11 protein-coding genes and 4 pseudogenes are annotated in these 13,650 nt (G+C 51.8%); 11 read left to right on the top strand and 4 right to left on the bottom strand.

Features of this window, described 5'->3' with window-relative positions; translation table 11 throughout:
- Nucleotides 1–274, top strand: a pseudogene (locus QZ506_RS18220) (IS5/IS1182 family transposase); the annotation flags it as partial.
- Between the two features lie 48 nt (nt 275–322).
- On the opposite strand, the pseudogene QZ506_RS18225 reads toward QZ506_RS18220, so the two are convergent.
- Nucleotides 323–711, bottom strand: a pseudogene (locus tag QZ506_RS18225) (DUF72 domain-containing protein); the annotation flags it as partial.
- 392 nt (nt 712–1,103) lie between these two features.
- Between QZ506_RS18225 and aspS the strand changes: the two are divergent.
- From aspS to ruvB, 6 genes are all read left to right on the top strand, one after another.
- Nucleotides 1,104–2,888, top strand: coding sequence for an aspartate--tRNA ligase (aspS, locus tag QZ506_RS18230; protein WP_291973005.1), 1,785 nt, complete (start codon nt 1,104–1,106; stop codon nt 2,886–2,888).
- A 6-nt stretch (nt 2,889–2,894) separates the two neighbouring features.
- On the top strand, nt 2,895–3,338 hold the full coding sequence (gene nudB / locus QZ506_RS18235; protein ID WP_291973006.1) for a dihydroneopterin triphosphate diphosphatase: 444 nt from the start codon (nt 2,895–2,897) through the stop codon (nt 3,336–3,338).
- Nucleotides 3,339–3,361: 23 nt separating this feature from the next.
- Nucleotides 3,362–4,105 (top strand): YebC/PmpR family DNA-binding transcriptional regulator, encoded by a 744-nt coding sequence (locus QZ506_RS18240; protein ID WP_291973007.1) that lies wholly within the window; start codon nt 3,362–3,364, stop codon nt 4,103–4,105.
- Nucleotides 4,106–4,154: 49 nt separating this feature from the next.
- Nucleotides 4,155–4,676: a crossover junction endodeoxyribonuclease RuvC gene (gene ruvC, locus QZ506_RS18245; RefSeq protein WP_291973008.1), complete on the top strand. Its 522-nt coding sequence runs from the start codon at nt 4,155–4,157 to the stop codon at nt 4,674–4,676.
- A gap of 82 nt (nt 4,677–4,758) precedes the next feature.
- The gene (gene ruvA / locus QZ506_RS18250) at nt 4,759–5,379 is read left to right on the top strand and encodes a Holliday junction branch migration protein RuvA (RefSeq protein ID WP_291973009.1); all 621 of its coding nucleotides are present in this window, start codon (nt 4,759–4,761) and stop codon (nt 5,377–5,379) included.
- Between the two features lie 10 nt (nt 5,380–5,389).
- A complete protein-coding gene (gene ruvB / locus QZ506_RS18255) occupies nt 5,390–6,391 on the top strand; it encodes a Holliday junction branch migration DNA helicase RuvB (RefSeq protein WP_291973010.1) in 1,002 nt (333 codons plus the stop codon).
- Nucleotides 6,392–6,398: 7 nt separating this feature from the next.
- Here the strand turns inward: ruvB and znuB are convergent, their stop codons facing one another.
- Together znuB and znuC are read right to left on the bottom strand one after the other, a co-directional pair.
- Nucleotides 6,399–7,184 carry a zinc ABC transporter permease subunit ZnuB gene (gene znuB, locus QZ506_RS18260; RefSeq protein ID WP_291973011.1) on the bottom strand — a complete coding sequence of 262 codons (786 nt, stop codon included), beginning with the start codon at nt 7,182–7,184 and terminating at the stop codon, nt 6,399–6,401.
- Nucleotides 7,181–7,939 carry a zinc ABC transporter ATP-binding protein ZnuC gene (znuC, locus tag QZ506_RS18265; protein WP_291973012.1) on the bottom strand — a complete coding sequence of 253 codons (759 nt, stop codon included), beginning with the start codon at nt 7,937–7,939 and terminating at the stop codon, nt 7,181–7,183. The genes znuB and znuC overlap by 4 nt, the downstream gene beginning before the upstream one ends.
- 55 nt (nt 7,940–7,994) lie before the next feature.
- Here znuC and znuA point away from each other — a divergent pair, with 55 nt between their 5' ends.
- The 4 genes and pseudogenes from znuA to QZ506_RS18285 all read left to right on the top strand — a co-directional run.
- A complete protein-coding gene (gene znuA / locus QZ506_RS18270; protein ID WP_291973013.1) occupies nt 7,995–9,077 on the top strand; it encodes a zinc ABC transporter substrate-binding protein ZnuA in 1,083 nt (360 codons plus the stop codon).
- A 12-nt stretch (nt 9,078–9,089) separates the two neighbouring features.
- Entirely contained in the window at nt 9,090–10,451 is a 1,362-nt protein-coding gene (gene mepM / locus QZ506_RS18275) for a murein DD-endopeptidase MepM (protein ID WP_291973014.1), read from the top strand.
- Nucleotides 10,452–10,591: 140 nt separating this feature from the next.
- Entirely contained in the window at nt 10,592–11,563 is a 972-nt protein-coding gene (gene lpxM / locus QZ506_RS18280) for a lauroyl-Kdo(2)-lipid IV(A) myristoyltransferase (protein ID WP_291973015.1), read from the top strand.
- 302 nt (nt 11,564–11,865) lie between these two features.
- Nucleotides 11,866–13,344 (top strand): annotated as a pseudogene (locus tag QZ506_RS18285) (methyl-accepting chemotaxis protein); the annotation flags it as partial.
- A gap of 85 nt (nt 13,345–13,429) precedes the next feature.
- On the opposite strand, the pseudogene QZ506_RS18290 reads toward QZ506_RS18285, so the two are convergent.
- Nucleotides 13,430–13,650, bottom strand: a pseudogene (locus QZ506_RS18290) (IS481 family transposase); the annotation flags it as partial.

A 13,650-nucleotide genomic window follows, 5' to 3' on the forward strand; every position in this document is an offset into this window, starting at 1 on the left:
AAGGGGGGCGCAATATTGGCCAGATCGCTACCACGAGCGTAACCACGCTGTTGCAAATCAGCGCATTAGCGGTAGTAACGATATCTGGAAAAAGAAAGTGGGCTATCACCGGCGCTCAGTGGCTGAAACGGCCATGTTCCGATTCAAAAGGCTTCTGGGTGGTCATCTAAGTCTGAGAGACTACGATGCTCAGGTGGATGAAGCCATGGCCATGGTCAAAGCGCTTAACCGGATCACGCTATTAGGAATGCCGAACAGTATTCGCATCACGTAACAATCGACCCGTATGGGGCGCAGTCGTTACAAGTTCTGATTTATTTAACAAAGCCACGCCGTAGTTGAATTCCTGCGGCAGCGTATCGAGAAAACGCCATAAATCGGGGAGTTGCTCGGGCGAAAAGGCTGCAGGAAGCTGCAACCAGAATTGTCCAACACGCGAGGCGAGCGGTTGCAGGCAATGAAAAAACTGACGCGTTTCCTCTTCACAGTGCCGCAAACCTGCCTGATGACTAATGGTGGCAGGAAATTTGAAACAGAATCGGAAACTGCAGAGATCATGTCCCGCCAACGCAATACGCTGTCGGCACCGGGCAGCGCATAAAACGTGGTGTTACCTTCAACACAGTTGAAATATCGCGCGTAGTCAGCCAGCGCGCACAGTCCGAACTTGTGCCACGCGGGATGTTGCCATTGTGGTAAGCCAATAAACATTCCGTTGCAACCCATTAACAGAGTGAAGAACAGTAAAACATTTTTTTAACCGATAGGGAATTCTCACAATTCTTGCGACATATCACTGCCCGGAAACAGCTTCACTCTTATCGTTCCGGGGAATATCCTTTACAATAGCCACCTTTTTTTACTGAACAGCAATCCAGAACAACCATTCCGCGCAAAAAAAACACTGTTGTGACCTGATGCGTGGGGAAATGCCGCTGTGTGTGGAACCCGTGTGTTTTATAGAACCGATGGGTTTTATGGAGCCTGAGTTTGCGCTCACTGTGACGATGCGGTCTGGCCGGTGCTCTCAGGCGTGGTTGTTGTAGGTGTGATTATATCTCGTTGAGATGATTTCTAGCGTGATTGCTCAAAAGGACATCGTAATGCGTACTGAATATTGTGGACAACTGAACGCGTCCCATGTGGGCCAGGAAGTGACATTGTGCGGTTGGGTTAACCGTCGCCGCGATCTGGGTGGTTTGATTTTTATCGATATGCGTGACCGCGACGGCGTGGTCCAGGTGTTTTTCGACCCCGATTGGCAGGGTGCTTTCACTTTGGCGTCAGAACTGCGTAACGAATTCTGCATTCAACTGACCGGTGTGGTACGTGCGCGCCCTGAAAGCCAGGTGAATAAGGATATGTCTACGGGCGAAGTGGAAGTGTTTGCGACCGCGCTGACGATTATCAACCGCTCAGAGCCGCTGCCGCTGGATGCTAACCAAACCAACACCGAAGAAGCGCGTTTAAAATACCGCTATCTTGATTTGCGCCGCCCTGAAATGGCGACGCGGTTAAAAACTCGCGCACGTATTACCAGTTTTGTGCGTCGTTTTATGGACAGCCACGATTTTCTGGATATTGAAACGCCGATGCTGACCAAAGCCACGCCTGAAGGGGCACGTGATTACCTGGTACCAAGCAGAGTGCACAAGGGCAAATTCTACGCGCTGCCGCAATCGCCGCAGCTGTTCAAGCAATTGCTGATGATGTCCGGTTTCGACCGTTACTACCAGATTGTTAAATGCTTCCGTGATGAGGATCTGCGTGCGGATCGCCAGCCGGAATTTACCCAGATCGACGTCGAAACCTCCTTCATGACGGCACCGCAGGTGCGTGAAGTGATGGAAAAACTGGTGCGCGAACTGTGGCAAGATATTTTAAGCATTGATCTGGGGGATTTCCCGATCATGACGTTTGCTGAAGCCATGCGTCGCTTTGGCTCCGACAAACCTGACCTGCGTAACCCGTTAGAACTGGTTGATGTCGCCGATTTGCTCAAAACGATCGACTTTAAAGTGTTCTCCGGTCCGGCTAACGATGCCAAAGGTCGTGTGGCGGTGATTCGCGTTCCGGGCGGTGCACAATTGAGCCGCAAACAGATTGATGAATACGGCAAATTTATCGAGATCTACGGTGCCAAGGGTCTTGCCTATATTAAAGTGAATGAGAAAGCGAAAGGGCTCGAAGGCATTTCCAGTCCGGTGGCTAAATTCCTGAATGAAACGCTGCTGGCAGCGCTGTTGGAGCGCACTGCAGCAGAAGACGGAGACATTCTGTTCTTCGGTGCAGATAGCGCGAAAGTGGTGACGGATGCATTGGGTGCTCTGCGTCTTAAACTGGGACGCGATTTCGGCCTGACCAATCTGGCAAGCTGGAAACCGCTGTGGGTCATCGACTTCCCGATGTTTGAAGACTATGGCGAAGGCGGGTTGGCTGCCATGCACCACCCGTTTACTTCACCGCGAGATATGACGCCTGAAGCACTGGAAAGTAACCCGGTTTCCGCCATCGCTAACGCATACGATATGGTACTGAACGGCTATGAAGTAGGCGGTGGTTCCGTGCGTATTCACAGCAGCACAATGCAACAGACCGTGTTCCGTATTCTGGGGATCAAAGAGCAGGAACAGCGTGAAAAATTTGGCTTCCTGTTGGATGCGTTGAAATACGGTACACCGCCGCATGCTGGTCTGGCGTTCGGTTTGGACCGTCTGGTGATGTTGTTGACCGGTACTGAAAATATTCGTGACGTGATCGCTTTCCCGAAAACCACCGCAGCAGCCTGTCTGATGACGGAGGCACCGAGTTACGCCAATCCGGCAGCCTTGGGAGAGCTGTCTATTGCTGTGGTGAAGAAAGCAAAACCTGTGCAGGATGTGGAGTAACCGCCGATGGCTTATAAGCGTCCCGTTTCGGCCCTGATCGTTATTTATGCTCAGAATATCGGACGGGTGCTGATGCTTCAGCGTCGCGACGATCCCGATTTTTGGCAGTCGGTTACCGGCAGCCTTGAGGACGGTGAAACTGCCGCGCTTACCGCGCAGCGCGAAGTGAAAGAAGAAGTTAACATCGATATCGCCGCTGAGGGATTATCACTGTTTGACTGTCAGCGCTGTGTCGAGTTTGAGCTCTTTGCTCATTTGAGACGTCGCTATGCCCCTGGCATCACGCACAACATGGAACACTGGTTCTGTCTGGCGTTGCCGAGTGAACGAGAGGTGATTCTCACAGAGCATCTTGCTTACCGTTGGTTAGCGGCGCCTGAGGCGGCGCAACTGACCAAATCGTGGAGCAACCGGCAGGCGATTGAAGAATTTGTTATTTATCCGGCCTGATGAGGCTTTTTTCGGAGATTTTTATGGCAGGTCATAGTAAGTGGGCCAACACAAAACATCGTAAAGCAGCGCAGGATGCAAAACGCGGCAAAATCTTTACCAAAATTATCCGCGAACTGGTGACAGCAGCGCGTTTGGGCGGCGGCGATCCAGGCTCTAACCCGCGTCTGCGTGCGGCTATCGATAAAGCGCTCTCCAACAACATGACGCGCGATACCCTGAACCGTGCTATTGCGCGTGGTGTCGGTGGTGATGAAGACAACAACATGGAAACCATCATTTATGAAGGTTATGGTCCTGGCGGCACGGCGGTGATGGTGGAATGTCTGAGTGACAACCGTAACCGTACCGTATCCGAAGTACGCCATGCCTTTACCAAATGCGGTGGTAACCTGGGCACCGATGGTTCTGTTTCCTATCTGTTCACCAAAAAAGGCGTTATCTCTTATGCGCCAGGCTTGGATGAGGATCAGGTGATGGACGCGGCGCTGGAAGCTGGTGCGGATGACATCGTGACCTACGACGACGGCGCGATTGACGTCTTTACTCCGTGGGAAACCTTCGGTCAGGTGAAAGATGCGCTGGATGCTGCAGGTTTGAAATCCGAATCCGCAGAAGTATCCATGATCCCGTCGACCAATGCCGACATGGATGCTGATACCGCATCGAAACTGATGCGTCTGATCGACATGCTGGAAGACTGTGATGATGTGCAGGAAGTGTATCACAACGGTGAAATTTCCGACGAGGTAGCGGCAACGTTATAATGGTGTTTTCGCAGCTTGTGGTTAACTCGTCTTCAGGGGGCGATGTGCTATGGCGCTAATTCTAGGCATCGACCCCGGCTCACGCGTCACCGGATATGGCATCATTCGCCAGCAAGGGCGTCAGCTCAGCTATGTTGGCAGCGGCTGTATTCGCACCGGGGTGGACGATCTCCCTACGCGATTGAAGCTGATCTATGCTGGGGTGAGCGAGATAATCACCCAATTTCAGCCCGATTGTCTGGCGATAGAACAAGTTTTTATGGCAAAAAATGCGGATTCAGCCCTGAAACTGGGGCAGGCCCGCGGCGTGGCGATTGTGGCGGGTGTCAATCAAGTGTTACCCATTTTTGAATACGCTGCCCGGCAAGTAAAACAAGCGGTTGTCGGCACCGGCGCGGCAGAAAAAAGTCAGGTGCAGCATATGGTGCGTACCTTGCTAAAGTTGTCGGCGAATCCGCAGGCGGACGCCGCCGATGCGCTCGCTGTTGCCATTACGCACTGTCATTTGAGTCAGAATCTGACACGCATCGGCCCCGACAGGTTGAATTTAGTGCGCGGGCGACTGCGTTGAACATCAGGCTGGATATTCATCCAGCTTTTTTTATGCTATAAGCTAGCAAAAAGGTTTTAACGTAACGAAAAGGAAGGTCAACGTGATTGGTCGTCTCAGAGGCATCATTCTGGAAAAACAACCGCCGCAGGTGCTGATCGAAGTCAACGGGGTTGGCTACGAGGTCCATATGCCGATGACCTGCTTTTATGAACTGCCCGATTTGAACCAGGAAGCGGTCATTTTCACCCAGTTTGTGGTGCGGGAAGATGCACAGTTATTGTTTGGTTTTAACAACAAGCAAGAACGTGCGTTATTTCGTGAGTTGATTAAAACCAACGGTGTTGGGCCGAAACTGGCGCTGGCAATCCTCTCAGGGATGTCCGCGCAGCAGTTCGTGAGCGCCGTTGAACGAGAAGAGATCGCTACGTTAATTAAACTGCCGGGAGTCGGTAAGAAAACGGCAGAGCGGTTGGTAGTAGAAATGAAAGACCGCTTCAAAGGCATGAGTGGAGATCTGTTTAATCCCGCTACCATTGATGTCCCTCTTAGCAGTTCAGCATCCACCGCAGCACCCGAAGAAGATGCGGAAAGTGAAGCGGCTTCAGCGCTGGTGGCTTTGGGGTATAAACCGCAGGAAGCCAGCCGGATGGTATCCAAAATTGCCCGACCCTGTGCGGACTGTGAGACGCTGATCCGCGAAGCGCTGCGCGCGGCACTGTAAGGGGATTGCCATGATTGAAGCCGACCGCCTGATCTCTGCACAAGAAATGCCTGAAGAAGAGATCATTGACCGTGCGATCCGTCCGCGCATGCTGGCGGAATACGTCGGGCAGCCTCAGGTGCGCGAGCAGATGGAAATCTTTATTGAGGCGGCACGCAAACGGGGTGATGCACTGGATCACTTGCTGATTTTTGGTCCGCCCGGTTTAGGAAAAACCACGCTCGCCAATATCGTTGCCAATGAGATGAACGTGAACCTGCGCACCACATCAGGCCCTGTGTTGGAGAAGGCCGGCGACCTGGCCGCACTGTTGACCAACCTTGAACCGCATGATGTGTTATTTATCGATGAAATCCACCGTTTGTCGCCCGTGGTGGAAGAAGTGCTCTATCCCGCGATGGAAGATTATCAACTGGATATCATGATCGGTGAGGGACCTGCCGCGCGCTCGATTAAACTCGATCTTCCCCCGTTTACTCTGATTGGCGCGACGACCCGTGCTGGCTCTTTGACGTCACCACTGCGTGATCGTTTTGGCATTGTGCAACGGCTCGAATTCTACAAGGTCGAGGATTTACAGCATATTGTCGGCCGCAGCGCGGCATGCCTTGGACTGGATCTTACCGATGAGGGGGCGTTAGAAGTGGCTCGACGTTCCCGTGGCACGCCGCGTATTGCCAACCGTTTGCTGCGACGGGTCCGTGATTACTCAGAGGTAAAATCGAGTGGAGCCATTAATGCCGAAACTGCGAGGCTGGCGCTGGATATGCTGGCGGTAGACACGGAAGGCTTCGACTATATGGATCGTAAACTGCTGCTGGTCATCATCGATAAATTTACCGGTGGGCCGGTGGGGCTGGATAATCTGGCGGCGGCCATCGGTGAAGAGCGGGAAACCATTGAAGATGTGCTGGAGCCTTACCTTATTCAGCAGGGCTTTATTCAGCGTACGCCGCGCGGGCGCATTGCCACAGCGCACGCGTATCGCCATTTCGGTATCGATAGAACCTGACCCGCCTTCAGGCGGGTTGTTTGCGAATCAGACTCAGCATAAACAGAAACGAAGCGCTGAGCACCACAGAAGGGCCCGCTGGGGTGTTGTAAAAGGCGGAGAAGATCAGGCCGCAGGTCACGGCGAGCATCCCCAGTACTACAGCCAAACCCGCCATCTGCTCCGGTGTGTGCGCAAAACGGCGAGCGGTGGCGGCAGGAATGATCAGCAATGAGGTGATGATCAGCGCACCGACAAATTTCATTGCCAGCCCGATGGTCAACGCGGTTACCAGCATCAGGATTAAACGGGTGCGCTGTAAATTGACACCGTCTACGTGTGCCAACTCCTGGCTGATAGTCATGGAAAGCAATGAACGCCATTGCCAGCACATGATGGCAATTACCACCAGTACGCCCGGTCCAATCAACCACAAATCCTGCGTCGTTACCGATAGCAAATCACCAAACAGGTAGGCCATCAAGTCAACACGAATGTTGTTCATCAGGCTAACCACCACCAGCCCTAACGACAGCGCGCTGTGCGCCATGATGCCAAGCAGCGTGTCGATGGCAAGATACGGGCGTCGTTCAAGCCACACCAATCCCAGTGCCAGCAGTAGTGTTACCAGAATAACGGCGTAATAGATGTTGATATCCAACAGGAAACCGATGGCAACGCCCAGCAGAGAGGCATGGGCCAACGTATCACCAAAATAAGACATCCGTCGCCAGACCACGAACGAACCGAGTGGACCGGCCGCACATGCGAGAAAAATACCGGCCAGCCAACCGGGGAATAAAATGTCAATCATGCGTCGTTGCCGCCCTGTCGTTTTAAAATAATGCGTCCGTTTAAATCGTGACGATGATTATGGTGGTGGCGATAAACCGCCAGTTGCTCTGCGCCGCGCGGGCCGAACATGGCAAGAAATTGAGGATGTAGAGAGACGACCTCTGGCGCACCCGAACAGCACACATGCTGATTCAGGCACAGCACTTCGTCGGTTTTGGCCATCACCAAGTGCAAATCGTGCGAAACCATCAACACGCCGCAGTTAAACTCCTGCCGCAACTGGTTGATAAGGTCGTACAGCGCCAATTGTCCGTTGACATCCACCCCCTGTGTCGGCTCATCCAACACCAGCAATTGGGGCTGATTGAGCAGCGCACGTGCCAGCAGCACCCGCTGAGTCTCGCCACCCGAGAGCTTTTGCATCGGTTGATCCAACAAATGAGCGGCCTGTACCCGCTTGAGCGCAGGCAAAATATCCTGTTGCTTAACGCCGGGACGTAATCGCATAAAGCGACCCACGGTCAAGGGCAGGGTAGCATCCAGATACAGTTTTTGCGGCACGTAGCCAATGCGCAAATTCGGTTGCTTATGCAGGGTGCCTGCCGTGGGTGACAGCAGTCCGAGCACCACGCGTACCAGCGTGGATTTTCCTGCGCCATTGGGCCCAAGCAGCGTGAGAATGCGGCCCGATTGCAGGTTCAGCGAAATGTCGCTAAGCACGTTACGTTCACCAAAGGCGACGGAAATGCGATCGAGCGAAACGAGTGTAGACATAAAATTTAGTTTGCAGAGTGTCTGTGACGTTATAATATTACAAAATTAACGGTAAATGAATGAGAAAACACGTATGCCAGCCAGCTTCACACCGAAAAAATCGCCAAATGAACAAAAATTGAAAGCCCTATTTGTCGCGGGTGCACTATTCTTTGCGGGGATCACTGTTGAAAGTGCTCAGGCGGCGGTCGTTACTTCCGTTCGTCCTCTCGGGTTCATTGCGGCGGCCATCGCCGATGGGGTAACGCCAACGGAGGTGCTATTGCCGGATGGCGAATCGCCTCACGATTATGCCCTGAGCCCGAGCGATGTCCAGCGTTTACAGTCGGCAGAGCTGGTTATTTGGGTTGGGCCGGAAATGGAAGCGTTTTTAACCAAGCCGCTGGCATCCCATTCCGCCGCCCCGCAGATTTCGTTGGCAGGCTTGCCAGCCATTCAGAACGCGCTGATAAAAGAGAGTGGACATCACGATGATGAGCATGCTGAAGCGGAAGAGCACGATCATCATGACGCCGCAGATCATGATGATGCCGATCATCAACACGAGCATGGAAGTGCTGATGCTCACCACGACCATGGCGCAGATGAAGACGCCCATGAAGGGTATCATCATGGCGAATACAATATGCACATTTGGCTGTCCCCAGAGATGGCAAAGCAGACTGCAATCACAATTCATGCAAAATTATTGGAACTAATGCCACAAAAGAAAGACAAACTAGACGCGAATCTGCTTAATTTTACAGATCAACTCGCGCAGACAGAAGAAAAAGTTGTTAATATGCTGGCACCTGTCAAGGGGAAGGGCTACTTCGTGTTTCACGATGCCTATGGCTATTTTGAGAAGCGTTTCGGGTTAAGCCCGCTAGGCTATTTCACTATTAACCCAGCCATTCAACCCGGTGCACAGCGTTTACACCAGATACGAACACAACTGGTTGAGCAGAAGGCCGTATGCGTCTTTGCTGAGCCACAATTCAGGCCAGCGGTTATCAACGCTGTCGCAAAAGGAACAGATGTACGCATTGGCGTACTAGATCCATTGGGAAGCAACATTGCGCTAAGTAAGGACAGTTATGCCGAGTTTCTGTTACAGCTGTCCGATCAGTATAGCCGCTGCCTGGAGAAGAGATCATGAGGATGCAGATAAGTGCAGCAGATAGTCCGAACTATCGCTATAGCGTATAACAACTTGCCGCGACCCCATCGCATAATGCTGGGGTCGTTGAGTGTCATAACCCTGGCCGTCGCCGTTTGGCGGCCCGTTGTCTATCCCCCCGCTGATGATACGCCTGTTACCGTCAAAGAAGCCCCGATTAACACTGCCCCCACACCCATTCAAACTGCTACGCAACCGCAGACGCTTGCGCCTGAAGCCAGTGAGCCGATGGATAGCGAAAGCATTGAGCAACCGACGCCGCCAGTGGCGATTCCTGCGGATGAACTGGGTACTACCGGCAGTGATGACAGCAGCGTACATGAGTATGTGGTGTCGACGGGGGATACTCTAAGCAGTATTTTAACCCAGTACGGCATAGATATGGTTGACGTGACGCTGCTGGCTGATAAACACGACGACCTGCGTAATCTCAAAATCGGGCAGAAACTCTCTTGGGCGGTCAACGATGACGGTGAGTTGCAGAGCCTGACATGGCAGATTTCGCGCCGTGAAACCCGTATCTATGAGCGCGGTGATAACGGTTTTAAAGAACGCGTTGAGATGCAGAAAGGGGAATGGCACAACCGCGTTATCAACGGTCGCCTGAGTGGCAGTTTTGTACAGAGCGCCAAAGCGGCGGGGCTGACTGACAGTGAGGTCAGTGCGGTGATCAAGGCGCTGCAATGGCAGCTTGATTTCCGTAAACTGCGTAAAGACGATAATTTCTCGGTATTGCTGTCTCGGGAAATTCTTGATGGCCGCAGTGAGCAGAGCGAATTGATCGGTGTTCGTCTTAACACCGGCGATAAGGATTACTTTGCTATCCGCGCGGCAGACGGCAAGTTCTACGATCGGGAAGGCTCTGGGTTGACCCGTGGCTTTATGCGTTTCCCTACCATGAAGCAATTCCGCGTCTCTTCGAATTTTAATCCGCGTCGTCTCAATCCGGTCACCGGGCGTGTTACGCCGCACCGCGGTGTGGATTTCTCCATGCCAGTAGGAACTCCGGTGCTGTCGGTTGGCGATGGTGAAGTGGTGGCCGCATCGCGCGGGCAGGATACTGGCAACTTCGTTGAGATCCGCCACGGGCGCCAATATACCACGCGCTATATGCACTTAAATCGCCTGCTGGTGAAACCTGGGCAGAAAGTGAAACGCGGCGATCGTATTGCGCTCTCCGGCAATACCGGACGCTCAACTGGCCCACATTTGCACTATGAGTTCTGGATCAACCAGCAAGCGGTAAACCCGTTGACGGCGAAACTACCGCGCTCGGAAGGGTTAGCGGGTCAGGAGCGTCGTGAGTACCTAGCGCAGGTCATAGAGGTGACTCCGCAGCTCAAGTTTGATTAATATCTGGCATTGTTAATCTTCAGCCGACAGCTTGCTGTCGGCTGTTTTATTTATACCCGTCATGCGGTTATAGGTAAGATGATTGCAAAACCTGAGCGGACAATTATCATTACCCTATGTTGTATATGAAGAGTTAAGGCATGAATACAGAGAAAAAAAATAGCGGCGAGTTTATTCCAGAGTTCAAACGCGAATTTTATCTACCGCGTTATTGGGGAGTTTGGCTAGCCGCAGGAGCCATGGCGGCAACCGCTTATGTCCCCGCTCGCTGGCGCGACCCGGTGTTGGGACAGCTGGGCAAGCTGGTAGGGCGGTTTGCCAAAGACGCGAGAAGACGAGCTAGAATCAATCTGCTCTATTGTTTTCCTGAACTGTCCGAATCAATACGGGAAGCGATTATCGACAGGATGTTTGCTACCGCACCGCAGGCGATGGTGATGATGGCAGAGGTGGCGGTTCGTGGTCCGACTTATGTGCAGAAAAAACTGCGCTGGCACGGTTGGGAAATTGTCGAATCGCTTCAGCAGCAAGAGCGCAATATCATCTTTTTGGTGCCTCATGGGTGGGGCGTTGATATTCCCGCCATGCTGATCTCTGCCAAAGGCCAAAAAATTGCGGCAATGGTGCATAATCAAAAAAATCCGCTGGTGGATTATCTGTGGAACAGCGCACGCCTTTGCACTAATGGCCGCGTTCACGCCCGAAATGATGGAATCAAGCCTTTTGTGAGTTCAATTCGTAATGGTTACTGGGGCTATTATCTGCCCGATCAGGATCACGGTCATGAACACAGCGAATTTGTTGATTTCTTTGCAACCTACAAAGCTACCTTACCCGCTATAGGTCGTTTGATGAAGGTCTGTAAAGCCTCCGTGGTACCGCTGTTTCCGGTGTATAACGCCGCGGAAGGGGTACTGGATGTGGTGATCCGTCCACCAATGGATGACTTACTTGAGGCGGATGACGTCCAGATTGCACGCCGGATGAATGAAGAAGTCGAACAATTGGTTAGCCCGAACCCGGAGCAGTACACTTGGATTTTGAAGCTGTTGAAAACCCGCAAACCGGGTGAGACAGAACCTTACTGCCGGGACGATCTCTTTCGCGACTAAGTTGCTCTCTAGCCAACGCGGCAGTAACAGGCGCCAGCCTGTTACTGCGTATTCTGTATTACCCTCAGCTGTCTCTCTTAGTACCCACTGCTAAATTACATGTTTTTTTTAATTATAATAAAAATATTTTAACGTAACCCTCAAGTGTATCAATAACATGTCGATAACCTTAATGCATTGAGCGTTACACAACTATGGACAATCTCGGCCCGCAGGCAGACTTGCGCGGTTTCCACGCAAGGAAGCATGAATTTGGTTCACTTCGATGAACCTCTAATCATTACCTTTCTAGGGCAAATATTATGAATTTTATCCGCGATACCAAAATAAGAACCATGCTAGTGCTTATCCTGATCCTGTTTTCCTTGCTGTGGGGCGGTGTTTCGGCGTTCGCGCTCTACTCGTTTAGCCAGCTTAACGATGAAATTGATCTCACCAATGTACAGCAAATTAACGGCGAAATTATCAATGGTGCCAGCGGTCAATATTACCGTGCGAAAAGCGCATTGGATCGCGCCGATGAAGCGAAAACCAGTAACAACCCAACGTTACTCGCTACTGAATTGTGCACAGCAGAGGAAGAGTTGGCCCGTTTAAAACAGGGCCTGGACACTTTTAAGGTGACCGCTCACGCCAATATCAATAACGCGACGGTAGATGAAATCTATAACAGATCCTATCGGCTGTATAGTCAGGCCATGGTTCCGATGTATGAGGCGTTGAAAGCCGATCGTGCGGATACCTTTCAACAGATTTCCAGTGGCGCTTATCGCGAACTGCGTCGTGATTTGACGACGGCTATCGACAAATACAACGCGGTTATCGCTGATTTAAAAGAGAAGGTGCAGAAGCGTATTAGCGGTTGGGTGGAGTGGTGCAAACGTATCCTGATTGCAGCACTGACCGTAGGCGCGGTAATTGTGGTGTTGACTGATCGCTATCTGGCGGCGTTCGTGGTTCGTCCGTTGGAGCGGATTCAGCAGCACCTAGAAGTATTAGCTGAGGGCATTTTGCATACGCCTTTGGAGCAGATGGGAAAAAACTGTGTTGTCAGGTTGGCTCCTTTCGTTCAGCAAATGCAGAACAACTGGGTGAAGACCGTATCGGATATTCGTGGTAGTGCAGAAGAAATTTACCGCAGCGCCGGGGAAATTGCGTCATGCAACACCGATCTTTCATCGCGCACCGAAGAGCAGGCATCAGCCTTAGAGCAGACAGCTGCCAGCATGGAGCAGTTGAGCGCAGTGGTGAAACAAAATGCGGATAACGCCAGTCAGGCCAGTCTGGTCGCGAAGAACGCTTCGCAGACCGCAAATGAGGGCGGTGATATTGTTAATGGCGTGATCAAAACTATGAGTACGATCAGCAGCAGCTCGCAAAAAATTGCCGATATCATTTCCGTGATTAACGGCATTGCCTTTCAGACCAACATTCTAGCACTGAATGCGGCCGTTGAAGCCGCACGTGCAGGTGAACAAGGGCGAGGTTTTGCCGTAGTGGCAGGAGAGGTACGTAACCTAGCCCAGCGTAGCGCATAGGCGGCAAAAGAAATTGAAACGCTGATCGATGAATCCGTCAATAATGTCAAAATTGGCTCGGATCAGGTGGCGCTGGCAGGCAGTGCAATGGGGAATATCGTCAAAGCGGTGACCAGAGTAATGGACATCATGGGTGAGATTGCTTCTGCATCGAGCGAACAGAGCAAAGGGATCAGCCAGGTGGGTCAGGCTGTGGTGGAAATGGATAGCGTGACACAGCAGAAAGCGGCGTTGGTTGAACAATGAGTCTGTACACGAGATTGTGTAATTTGTACTAGCTCAGACCTGATCTGATAGTTACCGATTATTTATACAGGTGTCTGTCAGATTACATCTGGTTCAGATTCTTTTCTGCCCAGATCCGTTTTCCATCGAGTAAAGTGGCCATCGGCGTAGGCCCGCAGCACATTTTTCCCTGATGAGTTCGCTCATTATTGTAATGCCACAACCAGTTGTCCAGATCTACCTGCAGGCTTTCCAGGTCTCCATATAACTTCTTGCGGAACGTAACCTGATAAAAATCCTGCAAAATAGTTTTATGGAAGCGCT

Origin of the sequence: Candidatus Symbiopectobacterium sp., assembly GCF_020054415.1 — a bacterium.
In the GTDB taxonomy this organism is placed as follows: domain Bacteria; phylum Pseudomonadota; class Gammaproteobacteria; order Enterobacterales; family Enterobacteriaceae; genus Symbiopectobacterium.

Bases quoted from the DNA above. Each gene is read 5' to 3' on its own strand.
- znuB (WP_291973011.1), bottom strand. From the start codon at position 7,184: ATGATTGACATTTTATTCCCCGGTTGGCTGGCCGGTATTTTTCTCGCA.
- lpxM (WP_291973015.1), top strand. From the start codon at position 10,592: ATGAATACAGAGAAAAAAAATAGCGGCGAGTTTATTCCAGAGTTCAAA.
- nudB (WP_291973006.1), top strand. From the start codon at position 2,895: ATGGCTTATAAGCGTCCCGTTTCGGCCCTGATCGTTATTTATGCTCAG.
- QZ506_RS18240 (WP_291973007.1), top strand. From the start codon at position 3,362: ATGGCAGGTCATAGTAAGTGGGCCAACACAAAACATCGTAAAGCAGCG.
- znuA (WP_291973013.1), top strand. From the start codon at position 7,995: ATGAATGAGAAAACACGTATGCCAGCCAGCTTCACACCGAAAAAATCG.
- ruvC (WP_291973008.1), top strand. From the start codon at position 4,155: ATGGCGCTAATTCTAGGCATCGACCCCGGCTCACGCGTCACCGGATAT.
- znuC (WP_291973012.1), bottom strand. From the start codon at position 7,939: ATGTCTACACTCGTTTCGCTCGATCGCATTTCCGTCGCCTTTGGTGAA.
- ruvB (WP_291973010.1), top strand. From the start codon at position 5,390: ATGATTGAAGCCGACCGCCTGATCTCTGCACAAGAAATGCCTGAAGAA.
- aspS (WP_291973005.1), top strand. From the start codon at position 1,104: ATGCGTACTGAATATTGTGGACAACTGAACGCGTCCCATGTGGGCCAG.